The following is a 19688-nucleotide window of genomic DNA, read 5'->3' on the forward strand; positions in this document are numbered from 1 at the left end:
ATGAAAACTTATGAATTTGAAATAACAAAAAATCCTTTAAAAGACAGAGATGATGTGGTTAAGAGTCTTGTTCAAATGCTTGAGCCGTGTATGGATAAATTCGTCATGGGAAACACGGGCTTGTTCAACTATAACGGAAGCACGACTTATTGCGACCGAGTGGGGCTTTTTGAGGGCTGGAGCAGACTTTTATGGGGAATAGGCCCGCTGCTTGCAGGCGGTTACAAGTGGAGCGGCCTGTCTGTGTATAAAGAAGGACTTTCCAACGGAACCGATCCTTCTTCTCCTTATTATTGGGGCGACGTTCACGATTTTGACCAGCGCATCGTAGAAATGGCGGCGATATCATTGGCCGTCATGCTGAATAAAAAAGAACTTTGGGACGACTATTCAAAAGCTGAGCAGGATAGAATTTATAAATGGCTGGATATGGTAAACGGCCGTTCGTTCAGCGAAAACAACTGGAAATTCTTTCGCATTTTGGTAAATCTTCTTTTTGAACAGGTCGGGCGTCCCGTAAATGAAGAGAGACTTGAAAACGATCTTGCGCTGATTGAAAGTTTTTACATTGACGACGGCTGGTACAGGGATGCGGTACCGTTTGATAACTATAATCCCTTTGCGATACAGTTTTATTCGATGATCTATTACTACTTTAGAAAAGACAAGGACAAGGAACGCTGCAAGCGATATGAAGAGCGAGTAAAACTTTTTGCAAAACAACATATTCACTATTTAACCGAAGACGGACTTTTTGTACCTTACGGACGAAGCCTCACATACCGCTTTGCGGTAGTGAGCTTTTATTCGGCCTGCGCTTTTGCCGGAATCGAAGTTTTGCCGTGGGGCGTAATGAAGGGCATCATCCTTAGAAATTTAAGGTGGTGGTTCAAGCAGCCCATATTCGATCGCGAAGGCATGCTCACCGTAGGTTACCGCTATCCGGATCTTACCATCGCTGACCAGTATAACTCTCCGGGTTCTCCGTACTGGGCGTTTAAAACTTATCTCATGCTGGCGCTGCCTGCCGATCACCCGTTTTGGACAAGCAAAGAAGAAGAATTGCCAAAGTTGCCTGATGTAAAGTGCTTGAAAGTTCCGCGCATAATCTTTTCACGTACGAAAGAAGACGTTGTGCTTCTTAACGGCGGACAGTATCCCGAATACCAGATGAATCACGCGGCCGATAAATACGCTAAGTTTGCATACAGCGCGAAATTCGGTTTTTCATGCTCGATAAGCAATTACGGATTTGAAAAGACAGGGTGCGATTCCATGCTTTATGTGGGGACTGGAGACGGCTATTGGCGGCAGCGGCGGAAGTGCGAGTCCGTCGAAATGTGCGAAGATTACAGCAAAACCGTATGGAAGCCGTATGACGACACAGAGATATGCACGTATCTTATTCCCGCCGGATGCTTTCACATAAGGATTCATATAATAACTTCGCAAAGAGATCTTTTAACCAAAGAAGGCGGATTTGGTCTTGCCAGGTATAAAGACTTCGATCTTGAACTGCCCGTAAACGCCAAGTCCAAGGCAAAATCAGACGTTTCTCTGGTCTTCCCGTGGGGATTTTCTTACATAGCCGACCCGTCTGGTGACCGCGAAGCCTCGTACATCATGCCGGCTCCGAATTTGAACAATATGGCGTCCTGCGTTTTGGTTCCGGTATTGTCGGGAGAAATTAAAAAAGGCAAAAAAAATTATCACATATGCGTAACAGGCGCGTCTCCCAACACGGGCTACGCGGATAAGATTCCCGCAGTGCATTACGATGAGGCTTCGGGAATTTTAACCGTCGGCGGTAAAAAACTTGAATTGAAATAGCCTTTGCGGAAGACGGTTCGGCGTGAGAAACGGTTTAGCGCGAGTCAAATGGGCGCGACGCTGAACCGCATTCTGCGCTTTCGATCCCGCTGCGGCCGTGTGCGCGGAAATTTTTGCGCTCGCCGCAAGCCGCCGCTCCTGCATTGAAAAAATGCTTTTTTTCGATTAAAGTAGTTATATGAAGATTATCGTTGTAGGTTCAGGCGGCCGCGAACACGCCATAAGTTGGAAACTTGCGCAAAGCCCGCTTGTTTCACAGGTGATATGCGTTCCCGGCAACGGCGGAACGGCGCATGAAAAAAAATGTAAAAACATTGATCCGGCCGATTGTTCCTATTTAAACGGAGATAAATCCTTGGCCGCTTACGTAGCTATTGCAAAGCATGAAAACTGCGATCTGGCTGTGATCGGACCCGAAGAACCTTTGGCAAAAGGAGCTGCAGATCTGTTTTGGGCGGAAGGAATCCCTTGCGTAGGCCCTAAAAAAGACGGAGCGCAGCTTGAAGCGAGCAAGGATTTTGCAAAAGCTTTTATGCATAAATACGATGTTGCCTGCGCTATGAGTAAGACCTTTACCGATCCTAAAGAAGCTCATTCTTATATCGAAGATCACGGCTCTCCGGTCGTGATAAAGGCCGACGGACTTGCTGCGGGAAAGGGTGTCGTTGTTGCGGCGACGGTGCAAGAAGCTCATGAAGCGGTTACAAGCCTTATGGAATTGGGTAAGGTCGGGGAAGCCGGAGAAAAAATAGTCATAGAAGATTATCTTGAAGGCATAGAAATCTCCGTTCTTGCCGCAGTATGCGTTACTGAAAAAACTTCCGCTTTGAAAACGGCCGTCATAGTTCCATTCCTTCCGGCACGGGATCATAAACGCCTTTTGGACGGGGCGAAGGGACCGAATACCGGCGGAATGGGCGCCGTTTGCCCGCTTTCCGATGTTACCGACGAAGTGTTTTCCGCCTTTGACAAGAATATCCTTAAGCCGACGCTGCGCGGCTTAATTGCCGAAAAGACGGATTACCGCGGGTTTATTTTTTTCGGTCTCATGCTTACCGCAAACGGACCTAAACTTTTGGAATATAATGTGCGGCTCGGCGATCCTGAGACGCAGGCGGTACTTCCCATGGCGGATTTTGATTTTGCCGCTCTTTGCCGTGCGATCACGGATGAAACCCTTTCTTCTTTTTCGTGTAAATGGAAAGACGGTTTTGTCGTGGCGCCGGTTGCGGTTTCTTCAGGATATCCTGAAGCGTATGAAAAGGGAAAAACCGTTACCGTGAATGAAGACTTGATAGCGGCTGCGGGCGCAAAGCTTTTTGTAGCCGGCGCCGTAGAAAAGGACGGCCGTCTCATTACGAACGGAGGACGAGTTCTTGCCTGCAGCGCCTTCGGCAGCACTTTTGACGAAGCGAGAGATAATTCATATAAGGCGCTAAAGGCCGTTTCCTTTGAGGGAATGTTTTACCGGAAAGACATAGGGCTTGACGGCGCGGCCGAAAGCGTAAAATTGTAATGCTTTTTTGCTATATGTGAAAAAGCAGATCTTCATAGCTCGGAAAGGGCTTGAATTCTTCAGCAATCAAAGGTTCGATCTTGTCTGCCGCAGCCCGAGCTTCCGTCATCGCAGGAATAACCTTGTCCGCATAAAATTTTGCGCTTTCTATTCCCGTAAGCTTTTTGGCTTCAAGGTGAACGGCGTCAAGGTTTTCCGCTTTTTCCATAAGATCGTCGGTAAGAAGATCCAGAGTTTTTATGAGGGCGGTTTCAGCCTTGCATTCGGCGGTTTTAACAAGGTTTTTCACCGCCGCCGCCGCCGTGCCGACTTCTTTCATATATTTAAAGGCAGCCGGAAGAATATCCTTCCGGATCATTTCAAGCATGGTTTCGGTTTCTATGTTCAAAACTTGGCAGTATTTTTCAATCTTAACTTCATAATGGCCGCGCATTTCTATTTCGCTGTAAACGCCCGTCCGAGTGTAAAGCTTGATGTTTTTAGGCTTCAGATATTCGGCTATGGCGTCCGGAAGCGACTTTAAATTCATCAGCCCGCGCTTTTTAGCTTCTTTCAGCCAACTTGCGTCGTATCCGTTGCCGTTAAATATGATTTTCCAATGGGCGGTAATTTCCCGCTTTATTAAATTTTGAAGATCTTCATTGAAATTTTTTGAACCTTCAAGTTCATCCGCAAAGGTTTTAAGGCTGTCCGTAACGATTGCGTTCAAAGTGGTCGCCGGGCCGGAAATTGAAAGTGAAGAACCTATCGAACGGAATTCAAACTTATTGCCGGTAAATGCGAACGGGGACGTTCTGTTTCTGTCCGTCGTATCCTTAGGTATGGCGGGAAGTACGTCTACGCCGATCGTCATCTTTTGATTTGAAGCGTCGTTATACGGCGTTCCGTCCTTAATTGACTCCAGCACGGCTTCCAATTCTTCTCCTAGATAGATCGAGATTATCGCGGGAGGAGCTTCGCTTGCGCCGAGTCTTAAGTCGTTTCCTGCGCTTGCGACGCTTATACGAAGCAGATCCTGATTTTCATCGACGGCTTTTATGACAGCCGTCAAAAAAAGTAAAAACTGCGCGTTTTTTCTGGGAGTTTTGCCGGGATCCATAAGATTTTCGCCTTCGTTCGTCTGGATCGACCAGTTGTTGTGTTTGCCGCTCCCGTTTACACCTGCAAAGGGCTTTTCATGCAGCAGACAGACAAGCTTGTGCCGCGCCGCAACTTTTTTCATGATTTCCATGGTAAGCTGGTTTTGATCTGCGGCTACGTTGCTTAGCGTGTAGATAGGAGCCATTTCGTGCTGGGCGGGAGCAACTTCGTTGTGTTCGGTTTTTGCAAGTATGCCGAGTTTCCACAGCTCAGTGTTCAGATCTTCCATATAGGCGCTTACCCTTGTTTTAAGGGCGCCGTAGTATTGGTCGTCCATTTCCTGCCCTTTGGGAGGCTTGGAGCCGAACAGAGTCCTGCCGCATACTTTTAAGTCTTTACGCCGTTCGTAAAGGGCTTCGTCGATAAGAAAATACTCCTGTTCCGCTCCTATGGAAGACGCTACGCGTTTTACGGTCCTGTTTCCGAACATGCGCAGAATGCGCACCGATTGTTTGCTTATAGATTCCATCGAGCGCAAAAGAGGCGTTTTTTTGTCGAGCGCTTCGCCCGTGTACGAGCAGAAGGCCGTGGGAATACAAAGCGAATGTTCTTTTACAAAGGCGTAAGCGGTAGGATCCCAGACCGTGTATCCTCTTGCTTCAAAGGTTGCGCGGCGGCCGCCCGACGGAAAAGAAGACGCGTCCGGTTCTCCGCGAATCAATTCTTTGCCGCTAAGGCTCATTATTACGCCGCCGTCGCTTGTGGGCACGATAAAACTTTCATGTTTTTCAGCGGTTATGCCTGTGAGCGGCTGAAACCAATGGGTATAATGCGTCGCCCCTTTTTCGATGGCCCATTCTTTCATTGCGTGCGCAACCTGATTTGCCACATCCAGTTCGAGCGGAGTTCCGTCTTCAATGGTCTTTTTTAAGGTTTTGAACGTGTCTTTGGGCAGTTTTTCCTGCATGACTTTAAGGCTGAAAACCATGCTGCCGAAAATTTCCGGTACATTTTGCATAAAATCCTCCCTGCAATCTTAAAACCGCGCAAACCCGTGAATTGTGAAGTGCAAGAGAACAGTTGTTTGTCGACGATATTTTGTTTCCCGATATTTACGAAATCCGTTATAATGATTTGCAGTAAAACTGTCAAGTATTTTGAGAATTTTAGCAAGAAATCATGCAATTTACCGTAAAATCTAAGTTTTTTTTGTGTTTTTTAAGAAATTTAGGCGCATTTACTGTAAAAGGCTTTGCCATGATACTTGAACGTGCCGTGCAGCTGCAATACATGGCCGCCAAAAGATCTGCACGGCGATCTAAGCGCGCAAAACCGCAATGCCGAGCTGCAATGTGCAGCGGAACAGCGCAAGCCCAAGCCCCACGGCGATAAAACTTCCGCCGTGTTTGGGATTTTATAAAGATCGCACTTTTTCTATGAGCATAAAAGGCGTAAGTCCGTACTCGGTACATTTTGCAGCTTTTTGCGAGGCGAACGCGTGCGCCAAAGACGCGCTTACCGCGGCGTCTACTGCAGTATAACCCTGCGCCAACAGAGCCGCCGTCATTCCTGCAAGAACGTCTCCCGATCCGCCTTTTGCAAGGCAGGGATTCCCGTTGGAATTTATCATTGTAAAAATTTCGCCGTTTGCCGAATAAGAAATACAGACGTTCGCCCCTTTTAAAAGAAGGACACTTCCGGGATATTTTTTTAGAAAGCGCTTTGAAAGGTTTATCCTGTCTTTGACGACTTCTTCTACGGAGAGGGGAGTTTGCGCTTTTTTTTCAGAAAGCCCGCCGCCGCCGGATATTCCGCATATATTCAATAAAGATAAAAATTCTTTAGGGTGCGGCGTAAGAACAAGACGTCTTTCCTTTTCGGAAAGGGCGAAGGCGTCAAGAAAATCCTTTATCTGCGGCAGGGAAAACATATCCGCGTCCAAAACGCAGCGTATGTTTTTATTTTTTAAAAGCAAATTTTGAACGGGAGTTAAAATGCCACGGACGGCTTTTTCGTCCGCGCCGAGCCCCATTCCGAGCGCTACCGACTTTGTATTTAAAGGAAAGGCAGAAGACTGCATAAGCTCCGGCGGGCAATAAAAGCAAAGATTGTTTGAACCGTTCGGGATTGCCGTTGCTCCGCCTTTCCCGCAGGACTCGGCTGTCGGTCTGTCATATGGCTTGGCTGCCGATTGGGCGCCGGACTCGGCTGCAGCGTTTTCCGGCCGGCCGGCGTTTGCATGTACCAGTGTAACCAAGCCCGCTCCGAAGGCGAAGGCTGCGCTTCCTGCAATTAAAGCCGCTCCCGGTTTTTCGCCGCAGATCACGGCCGCATGACCGAAGTTTCCCTTGTTTACGTTTTGCAGAGTGCGATACGGAAGTTTCATGTCGCTCCTTTCAAGAAGGAACGCTTCGGGCAAGACTTTTTCTTTAGGAGTGCTAGGCCTGGCGGTTTCTTTAGTCTCGTGCGAAATCGCGCTCGAAGACGCTCCTGCATGTGTGCCTAGCACGGCGGTAGGCATTTCCGCAAGCGCCCCGGCCGCCGCGCCAATTCCGGCGGTTTCAAATTTTTTATTGCCGACTCCGAGTGAGGCTAAAACAATATCTTTGCCGCAGAAATCCTTTGCCGCATCGCTGAAAAAAGCCGTTTTTAGAGCTCCCATGGCTACGGTCTTGTTCGCGCGGAAAGCCAGAAGGTTCCCTCTAGAATCCTTTGTTTCGATTACACCGATTGCGTCTATTCCGCTTGGAATATCGCAGGCTATCTTATATGCCTTTGAAAGATTTATCCGCTCTACAAGGTTTGCGGTTTTTTTATCGAATTTTCCGTGAAAACCGCTGCCGTAAATACAATCGACTATTACGTCGGCAAGAAGGATGTTTTTTTTCAGCTCTCTTTCAGTTAAAAAAACGACGCCGGTCTTTTTAGCCCTTTCGCACTGTAAGACGCACATTTTGCTTTTAGGCTGCGCGGCACAATACACGGCTGTCCGGATCTCGCCGTTCATCCGCCTTGCAAGGGTCATGCCGTCCGCACCGTTGTTTCCGCCGCCCGTTACAATGAGCACACTTCCGGCCGATGTATTTTCACCTGCCGCGTTTTTATCGCTCAGTCTCTGCCTTACGGCAAATTCGAGCGCGGCGGCGGCGTTTTCCATCATAATATCTTCGGTGAGAGCGAAAGCGTCCTGTGCGGCTTGATCCAAAAATCTTGTATCTGCAAAAAGCGGTTTCATACTAAAATCTTACCCTAATCCGAGTTTTTTAAAAACACGGCGGAATTTGAAAAATCGTAGCCGCCGTAATCGTCGGGAATTTCGGAGCAGGTAATCTGCATACTCTTATCGTTCACCAAGTTGTATTTCAATTCCCATGTTTTACCGGAATCGCTTCCTTCCGAGATTGCAAAAGAAATTGTCTTTCCGATCGCATTAAAACTCCCCTTCCATGTTCTTTTATCCGGCAAAGATTTTTGAGTAATCTCCATCGACTCGTCGCTATTTAAAACGATTATCGTGTGATTTGTCCCGTTTGAAAAAGTCCACGTGCCTATAAGCTTTTCCGCCGCCTTAATCCTTGCCTTTGAGGCGCCTTTATTTACTTCAGCCTCTATAGAAGAACTGATGTTTTTTAATGCGCTTCCTATATCCGCAAGCATCTGCTTTCCTTCCTCTTTTGCGCTTTTTAAGTTTGAGTTATCGGTTTGTGCAAAGGTAAAATTCGCTCCTCTTAAAAAAAACAAAAGAATGCCTAATGTAAAAAATTTAAAAGTAAACATGTTTTGAAGTTTTTTCATACTCATAATATACACTATTTTTTTTAAAATTTGCAACGCTTCAATGACACGTTTTACCGGCAACGTACCGCAGTGTTTTTTAACGACGCTTTTTTGCCGGCGAAGCGCCGCAATTTTTTTGTTAAGGGCGTAGTGTTTTATTGCCGCGGTTTTACTTATCACGGTCGCAAAGTTTTATGCAATCTCGCTCAATTGCGGAATAAAACCGTTTAAGCTACAATGACAAAATGAAAATGACTTACAATCCTTTGTCCCCTCCGGATTCCAGACATGTTCCGGCATCGAATATAAAATATTTTTTATCGTTTTTCGTACCGCATATTCGTCTTTTCCTTTTGGACATGCTGTGCGCCGTGTTTATTTCGGCGGTAGATCTGTTTTTTCCCATAATTTCAAGATATATTTTGAACGACCTTTTAAAGCAGTTTGATTTGGCGTCTTATGAAACGGTAAGATCTTTTGCAATACTGCTCGCCGTAATTCTGCTCTGCTATTTTATACGCTTTGCCGCACAGTGGTTCGTCACATATTTCGGACACATGTTCGGAGTTTACGTAGAAGCCGACATGCGGCGCGATATATTTGCGCATCTTGAAAAACAAACCTTTTCATTTTTCGATACGCACCGCACCGGAAAGATAATGTCGCGGGCTACGTACGACCTTTTTGAAGTGAGCGAACTGTCTCACCACGGGCCGGAAGACCTTTTTATTTCCATTACAACCTTAACCGGCGCAATATTCTTTTTGTTTTATATAAGATGGGAAATTGCGCTCGTGATCACGGTTCTGCTGCCGGTCTTGATATTGCGGGTGTATTTTTCAAAAAAGAATATGATGAGCGCTTCCAAGACGGTAAAAGAAAAAACCGCCGACATGAACGCCGAAATAGAATCCGCAGTCAGCGGCGTAAGGGTTACAAAGGCTTTTACAAACGAAGAATATGAAAACAGACGCTTCGGCGAAATAAACAAGCGGTTTTTTAGCGCAAAATCCGGATATTACCGCACTATGGCGACCTTTCACAGCCAAATAGACTTTATGATGAACCTTCTAAACGTTATGGTCCTTGCGGCCGGCGGGATTTTCATAATGAGGGGTAAGATGACATTCGGCGACTATGTGGCGGTAAATTTATTTGTTGCCGCCTTCGTTCAGCCTATAAAAAAACTTTCGAATTTTATGGAACAGTATTCAAGTGGAATATCGGGGTTCCAACGCTTTGCCGAAATCATGAGAAGCGACGACGAAACGCCTGAAAAACCGGGCGCAAAAGAATTGACGGACGTTTTAGGCAATGTGGAATATGAAAACGTGGATTTTGCATATAAAAACGGAGTGCAGGTTTTAAAAAATGTCAACATAAGCGTAAGATCCGGACAAAAACTCGCGCTCGTGGGGCCCAGCGGCAGCGGAAAGACGACTCTGTGCAATCTTTTGCCCAGGTTTTATGAGCTGCAGGGCGGAAACATAAGGATTGACGGGCACGACATAAGGGATATTACAGTAAAATCTTTGCGTTCCTGCATAGGAATCGTTCAGCAGGATGTGTTTTTGTTTGCCGATACGATAAAGGCAAACATAGCCTATGGAAGACCCGATGCGAGCGAGCGGGAAATAATCGAAGCCGCAAAGCGCGCCGAAATTCACGACGATATTATGAACATGAAAGACGGTTACGACACTATGGTAGGGGAGCGCGGAATAAAACTTTCAGGCGGACAAAAACAGCGAGTTTCTATAGCGAGAATTTTTCTTAAAAATCCGCCCATTTTAATTTTGGATGAAGCTACGTCTGCCTTGGACACTGCAACGGAGATGAAGATTCAAAAATCGTTTGAAGAACTTTCCGAAGGAAGGACGACTTTTGTGATCGCGCACAGGCTTTCAACCGTTAAAAACGCAAAAATTATTGCCGTAGTAGACAACGAAGGAATCACGGAATGCGGAACTCACGACGAGCTTATGAAATCCGAAGGCCTTTACAGCAGTCTGTATACGGCTCAGTTCGGCGACTAAATCAGTGCGCTTGCAGCCGGCGCTTTAAAACAATAAAATGCCCGCTATTCCCAGGGGAATAAGATAAAGCGAAAACCATTCCAAGCGTCCTTTTTTTATAATTTTCATGAGCAACGCAAGGCAGACATATCCTGTAACAAGGGCTGCAATAAAGCCCGCCGCGGCGGGAAGAAGTCCCACGGAAGACGACAATTTTCCAATGTCTTTTATTTCAATGATAAATGCGCCCAAAATTGCGGGAATAGAAACTATAAACGAGAATTCCGCCGCCGATTCACGGTCTACTCCGGAAAACAAAGCTCCGGAAATTGTAGAGCCCGACCTTGAAATTCCGGGCAGGGTTCCGATTCCTTGCATAAGGCCTATCGCAAGCGCCTGCCGCCATGAAATTCCCCGAGGAATTTTGCCCAAAGCCGCTTTATTACGTTTTTCGGCTGACGAGGATAAGATTAAAAGCAGCGCGGTTACGATAAATCCTGTGCAGATAAATTTAGGCGGCAGATCGGTGACATATTCTTTTGTAAATATTCCTATCGCGCCCGTTAAAAACGTTGCCAAAAGAACGGCAATGATTGTCTTTTTACTGAGCTCGTCGGTTCCCGTAAGGCCGTCGCCAGGATCATCGCATGCGCCGCTTAGACCGTCAGGCCGGAGGCCGCCGATACGTTCAGTCTTCGTATCACCAATGCCTTCCACTTGTGCGCCGCCTACATTTTCAGTTTGCACACCGCCGCGGTCATAGTTTGAACCGCGCCGCAACTTACACACCGGATAAAAAAATAAAATTTTTGCAAAAACGCATAACAGGCGCCCTATCTTTTTTCTAAAAAAAATGACGACCGCCGCAAGCGTTGCGATGTGCAGCATAATATCGAATAAAATAGGAATTTCATTTGCCAAAAACAGACGGCGCAAGATAAACAGGTGCCCGGAAGACGATACGGGTAAAAATTCGGTAATCCCCTGTACTAAACCCAGGATAATAGCTTTAAATACTGTCATAATATAGCTTTGCACGTGTGTGCGCCTTTTATAAATTTGCGGGCAAACTCAAGGAATGCCGGCTGTTTGCTGCGATCGGAGGCGTTAAAAAAAACACCCCGACCGATCGGCTAAAATCTGCTTCGGGGTATTTTCAGGACGCTATAGACGACTATATTATACACTATTCTGTAAATTTTTCCATATAAAATTTGAATTAAATTCATATTTGTTTTAAAATTATCCATAGAGAGGCAAGAATGAGCAGAATATATACCGTCGCTGCCGACGGTTCAGGCGACTTTACCGCGATACAGGACGCCTTAAACACCGAAGACGGCGACGTTGTCATAAAACTTAAACCCGGCCTTTATAAAGGGCAGATTTTTTCCGCCAAAAAAAGACTTAAAATTTTAGGCGAAGATCCTGAAAAAACTGTGATAAGCGGAAACATAGGCGCCAAAGATATTCATCCGGACGGTTATAAAACGGGAACATTCCGTTCTTTTACGGCATATTTTGCGGGAGATTCGGTTTTTCTTGAAAATCTTACTATTGAAAACACTGCGGGGCAGGGAACTGACGTAGGCCAGGCGGTAGCTTTGTACGCATCCGCATCTTACGTTTATTGCAAAAATCTTAAAATATTAGGACATCAGGACACTCTTTTTACAGCTCCTCTGCCTGAAAAAGAGCGCATACCGGGCGGCTTTAAAGGTCCCGAAGAAAATTCCGTGAGAAAGCCGTCGTTACAATGCTATGAAGATTGCTTTATTTCGGGCACTGTGGATTTTATCTTCGGGAGCGCGGATGTATTGTTTAAAAACTGTACCGTGTGCGTGCGAGATTCATCTACGGAATGTTACATAACGGCGCCTTCAAGTTTTAAAGACGGAACGGGATATATTTTTGACGGATGCACGATAGTCACTGAAAGTGAGGACGGCAGAGCAGTCAGAGACAACCCAAACAAAAACAGCGGAGATTCCAGCATGCAGCGTAAGAATGTGTATCTCGGCCGGCCTTGGCGGGAATTTGCCAAATGCTGCTGGATGAACTGCGATCTTTCAGATGTAATTTGCGATGAAGCATGGGATAATTGGCGTAATGCGGAAAATGAAAAAACTTGCCGTTTTTCCGTTTATAAAAACAAGTGGAACCGTAACGGCGAAGGAGGTTTGGGAGGCTTTGCCCACAGCCTTTCGGGCGAAGAAGCTTACGAAATGACCCGAAAGGCAAAGGATATTCAGCTTAAAGTAATAGCTGCGTGCCGCCTCCCGTAAGGCAAAGATCAATGAAATATGTTTTTCTTTTTTCCTTCGGCGACGCCAGCATCATTCCACGCCTGCCCGCCTATGTCCTTAAAGTTTTTAACCCATGCGTCCCAATTTGCCCTTGTAAGCTGTCGCTTTCCCGTAAGAAATTCCAAAACGCCCTGTTCCAAAAACCTTTTTACGTCGGCGTTGGGCGGCGGCATCATGGAAATTCCGTTTGAATTTTCCCAAGGGCGGCTCTGCATATTGATAAGAATTGCGCCCGGATCCATGATCTTTTTGGATACGTCGGTCGTATAGGCAGGATAACGGGCCTTTATTTCTACAGCTCCGTTGTAAAACACCATATTGCGCAGCTGTGTGATGTTTACTATTTCGGGATTGCTCCACGCTTTCGTAGGATCGGGAATACCCTTTGTGGTCGGGATGCCGTTGGAATCTTTTATAAAGTTTACGCCTTCTTTACCCCAGCCGATCATATAATAACCGCCGTCGGGACCTTCGTCCGACATCCAGTTTAAAAGTTTGGCTATGGCATCCTTTTTCCCCGCTGCAGCGGCCGATTCGGATACGGCGTAGATGCGATAGATGTTTGAATAATTGCCCACCGCCTGAAGACCGTTCGGCCCCTTGGGCGGATCTATGATCATCCACTCGCCGTTCGGAAAATTTTTATCGAACGGAGCGTAATTGTGTTTTGCGGCAAGGGCGCCGTTTTGTTCGCGCATCATTCCGAAGCGTCCTTGTTTCCAAGCCGCTCTAAAATCGTCTTTTTTATATGAAAGCCAGTTGGGGTCTATGACTTTTTTGTCGCACATTTGCTTTACATAAGAAAGAGCTTCAAAGTATTCCGGCCGAAAAATCTTCAATCCCGGATTTTTTGCCGACATATCCCAAGTGCCGCACAGGCCGAAGGCGCCCATGATAGGTTCCAATCTGCGTCCAAGCCCTTCCATATCCTGCGTATTTTGAAGGAACGCGCCGTAGCCGTAAGTGTCGTTTTTACCGTTGCCGTCAGGATCATTGAATGTAAAGGCTTCCATCACTTTCATCATCTCGTCAAGGTTCGTAGGCGCTTTTAAGCCCAACCTGTCAAGCCAGTCTTTTCTTATAACCAAGCCTTCATTTCTTATGATAGCACCGGGCGAAGCCAGTCCGTAGGATTTTCCGTCTATGGTAGTGTACATAATGCTGTCTTTGCCGTAGTGCGTTTTTCGATTGGGCATTTTTTCATACATGTCGTCTACGGGAGCTACAAGCCCCTGATCCACCAAACGAAGCCAAACGGGGCGGGAAACCATAAAAAGATCCGGAAGTTCGTTCGCCGCGCTTGCAGCGTTAATTTTTTGATCCTGATCGTTATCGGAAGACGGAAGAGCGGTCAATACGAGATCGATGTCGAATTTTTCTTTAATGATCTTTTGTACTTCCCAACCGGCAGGCGGCGGACCCGCTTCGCTAATGGCGGCTCCGTACCACAGGTTGATCGTAACCGGGCCTCCGGACTGTTTTTCGTTTGCGCCGTTTGCAAACAACGCAGCGCTCATAGCGATTGCCATGACGGCTGCAGAAAATCTTGTAAGTTTCATAAAATCCTCCAAATATTTATTTGCAATAATTATTTATCGTAACTGTAAGTTTATGCGCTTCGCTTATCCCTTGACGCTTCCCAAAAGAGTTCCCTTTGTAAAGTATTTTTGAATGAACGGATAGGCAATTACCATTGGGATTGCGGACATAAATACGGAAGCCGCTTTTATGGCTGCGATGGGAGCTTCGCCGAACGCATTTACTTCAACATACTCGTTCATTCCGCTGGAAAGAAGTATGTTTCGCAGCAATATGGGAAGAGGTTGCAGTTCGTTTTTATTCAAATACAGCATGGCGTTAAAAAAGTCGTTCCAGTATGAAACTCCGTAAAATAATCCTATCGTCATGAGAATCGGCTTTGAAAGCGGCAGTATTATCCTTATCAAAACCATCCATTCCGGCGCTCCGTCTATGCGTGCGGATTCTTTAAGAGAATCAGGGATCCCTTCAAAAAAACTTCGCATTATGAGACAGTTGTAGGTTGTAACTGCGACGGGAAAATAGACTGCCGCAAGATGATTTGAAAGCCCCAATTTTGTGATTACCAAATAATGCGGTATAAGGCCTATGTTAAACAGGTACGGAATCAATATGAAAATATTAAGAAATTTCCGGCCGGGCAATGTCTGTATCGAAAGCCCGTATGCTATGGGTATTGTAAGAATCAGAGCCGTAATTACGCCGAAAAACAATATTTTGAGACTGTTAAAAAAGGCGAGGGCAAATCCGCGGTTTCCGAGCAAGGCTTTGTATGCGGCGTTCGACCACTTCCACGGCGGAAGGAACATACCTTCAACATTTGAGCCGATAAAATCGTTGGGACGGAAAGAGAGCGTTACCGTGCTCCATAACGGAAGCGCAATGACCAATAGCGATAAAATCAAAAAAACATCAAGGGCTGCGTAAAATATTCTGTCGGAGCCCGTCATTTGCATCAGTATTTTTGACGTTCGGTTATTCTTTTTAGCCATTTTAATCTCCTAAAACAGACGATGTTTCGGCTTTATCCGAAACCCGCAGTTTAACGAGGCGAGCCGTACAGCCGCCGAAATTAAACTTAAAACAGGCTGGAATCGGCGGTAAGTTTTGTAAGCCTGTTTGCAAATACAACAAGACACGTTCCGATTATTCCTTTAAAAATTCCCACTGCGGTGGCTAAGGCGAAGCGACCTTCCAATAAACCCTGCCGGTAAACCCACGTGTCTATTATGTCGGCAACGCTGTATACCGAAGTGTTGTACAGCATAAATATCTGATTGAACCCCGCGTTCAATATGGTGCCGAGTTTTAAAAGGACAACCATAATTATTACCGGGCGTATGGACGGTAAGGTTATGTACCAAGTTCTTTGCAGCGCGGTGGTTCCTTCGACCATGGCCGCTTCATATAAAGAAGGATCTATGCCCATGAGCGCGGCTATGAATATTATCGCGCCCCAGCCCATTTCCTTCCACGCATCCGAAAGAATTACGATCCACGGGAACGCCCTTGTGTTGGTTAAAAAATCTATGGGTTCTCCGCCGAAATACTTTATAACGTCGTTTACAATGCCGTCGCCCGGCGCGAGCAGCGACAGTAAAATTCCGTATATGATTACCCAAGACAAAAAGTGCGGCAGGTATGTGAGCGTCTGTACGATTTTTCGCAAAAACTTGCGGTGCGATTCAAATAGCACGACGGCAAGCAGTATTGAAAGAGGAACGCTTACTAAAAGTTTTCCGAAGCTGTAGCCTATTGTGTTGCGGATTAATTCCCAAAAGTAATAGGAATTAAAAAATTCAGTAAAATACTTAAATCCCGCCCAAGGACTTTTCCATACGCCAAGACGCGGCTTAAAGTCCTTGAATGCTATTTGTCCGTTTAACATCGGCACGTATTTAAAGATTAAGAAATAAACGAGCGGGACAGCCATAAGCATGTATATGTCTTTGTGGCGTTTTATTTCTTTAAAACTCATACATCACCTCTGTATAAACTGTACAGTAAGCTTCGTAGATAATTAATGCAATTTTTTGTACTATTCCGACTATTTATCTCCGATTATCTATCGCGATTTTATATTCCGCTTATATAACGTCAGGAAATGAATTTTTAAAAATCGCATAGGCCCTTGCGGTAATGCCCCGGTGTAGTTCCCGTAACTTTTTTAAAAACCCTGCAAAAATAAGCCTGGTCCTGAAATCCGCTTTTTTCGGCGATCGTGAGAATGCTCTCGTCGGTTTTTCGAAGTCTTGCGCAGGCTATATGGATCCGGTAGATGTTCAAATATTCCCACGGAGAAAGCCCCAGTTCCCTATGAAAAATTCTAGTCAGATAATCTTCGCTCGTATGAACAGCTTCGGCAATCTTCCACCGGGAAATATATTCGCATCCGTGCGCATTAAAATATATCAGCGTTTTTTTTACAAAGCCTGCGGTATTTGGCGACAGCGTATGCTCGCCCGACAGCAGCGCCTTAACTCTGTTGCCGAATTTTCGTGAAGACGCTACGCACAGGTTGCATAATATGAGTTTTTGAAAGCCGAGCGTTTCGTCAATACGGGGCGACGCTTCTATTTTGTCGGGGGTGATTATTATCGGAGAAAGTTCCGTGGAAGGATTGTTCCGTATAAAATCGATCATATCCGTGTTTATTTCATTCATGACGATGAGAAGCGGATTTAATTTCACTATTTGCTTTTTTATATTTTGCATGTCAGGCAGCGTGTTCGGAGAATCTTCCGTTTTTATACGGATAACGGTAAAAGAAAGATTCCACTTTTTTTCCATATCTTTGGGGCAGTTTATAAATAAGACGGGGCGTTCGGCTATTTTCAGTTTTCGTTCAAAAAAAGACAAAAAATTGTTACTTTTTTCAAGATCCTCGTCTTCAGGATCCGCATAGCAAAGAAACGGCCGCTTCATAAAATCTTTTTTTACAAACATCTCATATATACGCCGATTTTCATCTTCCGTTTTTTCTCTAAATTTCCATTCAAACGGTTCTTCTTCCTGCGATGCGGCCGCTTTTATTTTGTTCGAAACCTGCGTCGCATTGATCTGCGCCGTGTTCGGTGCAAAGACCACAGCGTCCGGCGTCATAGCGTCGTGTGCGGCGTAGCGTCCTCTACTCTTTGGTACGTTTCGGGGAACATTTTCAAAAACATTTTTGGCAAAATTTTTTAAACTGCTCTTTCTGGGCGAACATGAAAAAAACGGCCAATAAAAAAGAATTTCACACGGATCCTTGTTTTTTGAAAATTCGCAGTCTTGCATGAGAAATATCTGATTTGCAAGCATAACACCGGGAAGATCGGCCGCTGATCCCGTAAGCGCTTTTTCGGAAAGCGGCATGACGATTTTTAGGCCTTCGCTTGTTTTTTTTAATTTACATTGTTCCAATTTAAAGTGAAAATTTTCGGCTATAAGAAGCAAAGCCTGTCTTATTCGGTCTTTATCGCCGAATAAAACCGGAAGATCCGATGCCGCACAGAGGGCTTCTTTTTTTTCATGCGGGTTTTCCAGGAGAACTTGCACCGCATTTTTTTTAAATAAGGCTGCCGGATGAAACAGAGTGTTATTAAAAACGATTTCATTGCTTTGAAATCGCGTAAGTTCGACGATAAGATCCGTCTTTTTTTGCTGGGCCTCGATGTTTTTTTCCAGCCGTTCTACGATGCTTTTTAATTGATCTGGTATTAATTCTTTTTGTTTTAATAAAACTTTAAGGCGTGAAGCGTCGCTTTTTATTTCACTGAGCGGGTTTGAAAGATCGCTGCCTACGGCCGCAAAAAATTTAGTTTTCGCTTGTTCGGCTTCTTCGGCAGCTTTACGGGCGGCGGTAAGTTCATTAAACAAAAATATACCCGAAAATGCGTTGCTTAGCACCGAACGAAGATCTTCGAACAATGCGCCGTCAAAAAAAGGCACGGAGCATATAAAGTGCCCTATAGTCTTGCCTCCGGCAAACAGCGGCTGGACTATAAAAACGTCTTCACTGAAAGCGGAAACCAGGCGAGAAGGAACAATTTCATCCGGAGAAAATTCTTCTTCGCCGAAAATTTTGTTTTTTGAAAAGCCCGACAAAAGCTTCGATAAGCCTTCTTTTTGATAGATGACTGACGCTGCGGAATGAATCCCTATACGCGGAAGGTATTTTTTCAACGCTTCGGAAAGCTCTTTTACAGAATGTTTGCTTATAAGCTCGCATTTAAGTTCGTCAAGAACCTTGTTGCATTCTTCCCGCATGGATTTTGTTTCTTCCTGATAACGTTCCGCGGCCTGTCCCAATGCGATAAAAATGTCTTTTTCGATCGAAGCGATGTAATCGGGATCGATATTTTTCGATATTTTTATGATTCCGATCGCACGGTAAATAAGCCTCATGTCCGTTTCGTCTCTGTAAAAAGTTTCAAGCAATTCTTCAAAAAGATTAAAAAAAAGGCGTGAGTTTTTTGCATAAAGCGCATTTATCATAGGTTCTAAAAAAGTCTTTCCTTCAGTTTTGTCAAGGTAGAATAATTCCGAAAGCCGTTCAATGAGACCCTCTTTTGACACTTGCGCTTCGGGGGGAGCGTCTTTGGCGGACATCGGGGTTAAAGCATGTCGTATCAGCGAGGGACAGCCGCACGATTCTCTTACAACAAGAGGCGCCGGAAGAAGGACGTCCTTTTTTGCGCGCGGGGCATCCGTTATTTCGTTTAAAATCAGTTTAAAAGAATTCATTGCCATAGCCTTGTACGGCATGTGAACGGTAGTAAGGGCGGAGCGCAGCCTTCTTGTCTTAGAAACATCGTTAAATCCCGCCGCCAGATAATCGTCCGGAGAGGAATATCCTTTATTTTGAAGATATTCTATCGCGTCCAACGTCATAAGATCGCTTGCAGATACGAGGGCGGAAAAATCTTTACCGGGAAGAAGGCGGCGTTTTTCGCATAATTGGATTATTGCGTCCTTGCCGCTTCTCCATTCAAACGGATCCGACACAAGAGGCGAATCCTTTACAGAAACGCCGGCTTTTTGCAGAGTGTCGCAAAAAGCTCTGTAGCGGTCGTCTGCGGAAACATGGTTTTCAGGCCCGCGTAAAAAGGCGATCTTTGTTATGTGATGTACTTTTAAAAAATGGTCGATCAGGGAACACATTCCCGAATATGCGTCAAAATTTACGCAGGAATGATCTTCGATTTTCTGTGAAATGGTAACAAAGGGCAAGGGTTCGATATTTTTATGAAATTCGATAAGCTCTTGCAGGGGGAGCGCGCCTCCCAGCGCAGAAGCCCAGCTTACAAGCCCGTCAAGGGTTTTAGTATTCGCCAAGCGGTAGGCCGGATTACGCAGATATTCGGAATTTTGCGTTGCTTTTAAGCGTCCTCCGGGGAATATGTAAAACGTGGTTTTAAAACGGACTGCCTGCTTTATAAGCTCGGAACACACTTGATTGCCCGAACCGCTGTGTATTGAAGCCAAAATAAAACCGATCCGTTTTTTATTCATCAAGACAAGTATAAGGCATTAGTTTAAAATAAAAAAGGTCGACAATTTTTTTATGCGACGTCTTTTGTGCAAATTTTTCGGCTCGACTGACTCGGCGCGCTTTTGTGCCGGCAAGTTTCCGCCGGTAAGCGG

At 45.4% G+C, this 19688-nt stretch carries 12 protein-coding genes; 4 read left to right on the forward strand and 8 right to left on the reverse strand.

Translation table 11 applies throughout. The features are described 5' to 3' along the window. Together HRI96_RS01350 and purD are read left to right on the forward strand one after the other, a co-directional pair. A complete protein-coding gene (locus tag HRI96_RS01350) occupies window positions 1-1830 on the forward strand; it encodes a DUF2264 domain-containing protein (protein WP_210117753.1) in 1830 nt (609 codons plus the stop codon). A gap of 178 nt (window positions 1831-2008) precedes the next feature. Continuing rightward, the gene (purD, locus tag HRI96_RS01355; RefSeq protein ID WP_210117754.1) at window positions 2009-3346 is read left to right on the forward strand and encodes a phosphoribosylamine--glycine ligase; all 1338 of its coding nucleotides are present in this window, start codon (window positions 2009-2011) and stop codon (window positions 3344-3346) included. 10 nt (window positions 3347-3356) lie between these two features. Here the strand turns inward: purD and HRI96_RS01360 are convergent, their stop codons facing one another. The 3 genes from HRI96_RS01360 to HRI96_RS01370 form a co-directional block, all read right to left on the reverse strand. Then, on the reverse strand, window positions 3357-5444 hold the full coding sequence (locus HRI96_RS01360) for a glutamine synthetase III family protein (protein ID WP_210117755.1): 2088 nt from the start codon (window positions 5442-5444) through the stop codon (window positions 3357-3359). 396 nt (window positions 5445-5840) lie between these two features. Continuing rightward, window positions 5841-7661, reverse strand: coding sequence for an NAD(P)H-hydrate epimerase (locus HRI96_RS01365; protein ID WP_210117756.1), 1821 nt, complete (start codon window positions 7659-7661; stop codon window positions 5841-5843). A 14-nt stretch (window positions 7662-7675) separates the two neighbouring features. After that, entirely contained in the window at window positions 7676-8221 is a 546-nt protein-coding gene (locus tag HRI96_RS01370) for a hypothetical protein (RefSeq protein ID WP_210117757.1), read from the reverse strand. A gap of 227 nt (window positions 8222-8448) precedes the next feature. On the opposite strand from HRI96_RS01370, the gene HRI96_RS01375 reads away from it, so the two are divergent. After that, window positions 8449-10239: an ABC transporter ATP-binding protein gene (locus HRI96_RS01375; protein ID WP_256729267.1), complete on the forward strand. Its 1791-nt coding sequence runs from the start codon at window positions 8449-8451 to the stop codon at window positions 10237-10239. Window positions 10240-10263: 24 nt separating this feature from the next. Here HRI96_RS01375 and HRI96_RS01380 read toward each other — a convergent pair whose 3' ends face one another. Further along, window positions 10264-11241, reverse strand: a complete 978-nt coding sequence (locus tag HRI96_RS01380; RefSeq protein WP_210117758.1) for an undecaprenyl-diphosphate phosphatase — start codon at window positions 11239-11241, stop codon at window positions 10264-10266. Window positions 11242-11480: 239 nt separating this feature from the next. Between HRI96_RS01380 and HRI96_RS01385 the strand changes: the two genes are divergently transcribed. Beyond that, a complete protein-coding gene (locus HRI96_RS01385) occupies window positions 11481-12503 on the forward strand; it encodes a pectinesterase family protein (protein WP_210117759.1) in 1023 nt (340 codons plus the stop codon). 8 nt (window positions 12504-12511) lie between these two features. On the opposite strand, the gene HRI96_RS01390 is transcribed toward HRI96_RS01385, so the two are convergent. From HRI96_RS01390 to HRI96_RS01405, 4 genes are all read right to left on the reverse strand, one after another. Next, the gene (locus HRI96_RS01390; RefSeq protein WP_210117760.1) at window positions 12512-14083 is read right to left on the reverse strand and encodes an extracellular solute-binding protein; all 1572 of its coding nucleotides are present in this window, start codon (window positions 14081-14083) and stop codon (window positions 12512-12514) included. A 63-nt stretch (window positions 14084-14146) separates the two neighbouring features. Then, window positions 14147-15055, reverse strand: a complete 909-nt coding sequence (locus HRI96_RS01395) for a carbohydrate ABC transporter permease (protein ID WP_210117761.1) — start codon at window positions 15053-15055, stop codon at window positions 14147-14149. Between the two features lie 86 nt (window positions 15056-15141). Beyond that, entirely contained in the window at window positions 15142-16041 is a 900-nt protein-coding gene (locus HRI96_RS01400) for an ABC transporter permease (protein WP_210117762.1), read from the reverse strand. A 134-nt stretch (window positions 16042-16175) separates the two neighbouring features. Next, a complete protein-coding gene (locus HRI96_RS01405) occupies window positions 16176-19556 on the reverse strand; it encodes a helix-turn-helix domain-containing protein (RefSeq protein ID WP_210117763.1) in 3381 nt (1126 codons plus the stop codon). Window positions 19557-19688: the final 132 nt, after the last annotated feature.

The sequence above is a fragment of the Treponema parvum genome (genome assembly GCF_017893945.1).
Lineage (GTDB): Bacteria > Spirochaetota > Spirochaetia > Treponematales > Treponemataceae > Treponema_D > Treponema_D parvum_A.

Excerpts from the sequence above, each read along its gene's own strand:
- purD (WP_210117754.1), top strand. The coding sequence starts at position 2,009 with ATGAAGATTATCGTTGTAGGTTCAGGCGGCCGCGAACACGCCATAAGT.
- HRI96_RS01375 (WP_256729267.1), top strand. The coding sequence starts at position 8,449 with ATGAAAATGACTTACAATCCTTTGTCCCCTCCGGATTCCAGACATGTT.
- HRI96_RS01365 (WP_210117756.1), bottom strand. The coding sequence starts at position 7,661 with ATGAAACCGCTTTTTGCAGATACAAGATTTTTGGATCAAGCCGCACAG.
- HRI96_RS01360 (WP_210117755.1), bottom strand. The coding sequence starts at position 5,444 with ATGCAAAATGTACCGGAAATTTTCGGCAGCATGGTTTTCAGCCTTAAA.
- HRI96_RS01405 (WP_210117763.1), bottom strand. The coding sequence starts at position 19,556 with ATGAATAAAAAACGGATCGGTTTTATTTTGGCTTCAATACACAGCGGT.
- HRI96_RS01400 (WP_210117762.1), bottom strand. The coding sequence starts at position 16,041 with ATGAGTTTTAAAGAAATAAAACGCCACAAAGACATATACATGCTTATG.
- HRI96_RS01395 (WP_210117761.1), bottom strand. The coding sequence starts at position 15,055 with ATGGCTAAAAAGAATAACCGAACGTCAAAAATACTGATGCAAATGACG.
- HRI96_RS01350 (WP_210117753.1), top strand. The coding sequence starts at position 1 with ATGAAAACTTATGAATTTGAAATAACAAAAAATCCTTTAAAAGACAGA.
- HRI96_RS01390 (WP_210117760.1), bottom strand. The coding sequence starts at position 14,083 with ATGAAACTTACAAGATTTTCTGCAGCCGTCATGGCAATCGCTATGAGC.
- HRI96_RS01385 (WP_210117759.1), top strand. The coding sequence starts at position 11,481 with ATGAGCAGAATATATACCGTCGCTGCCGACGGTTCAGGCGACTTTACC.
- HRI96_RS01370 (WP_210117757.1), bottom strand. The coding sequence starts at position 8,221 with ATGAAAAAACTTCAAAACATGTTTACTTTTAAATTTTTTACATTAGGC.
- HRI96_RS01380 (WP_210117758.1), bottom strand. The coding sequence starts at position 11,241 with ATGACAGTATTTAAAGCTATTATCCTGGGTTTAGTACAGGGGATTACC.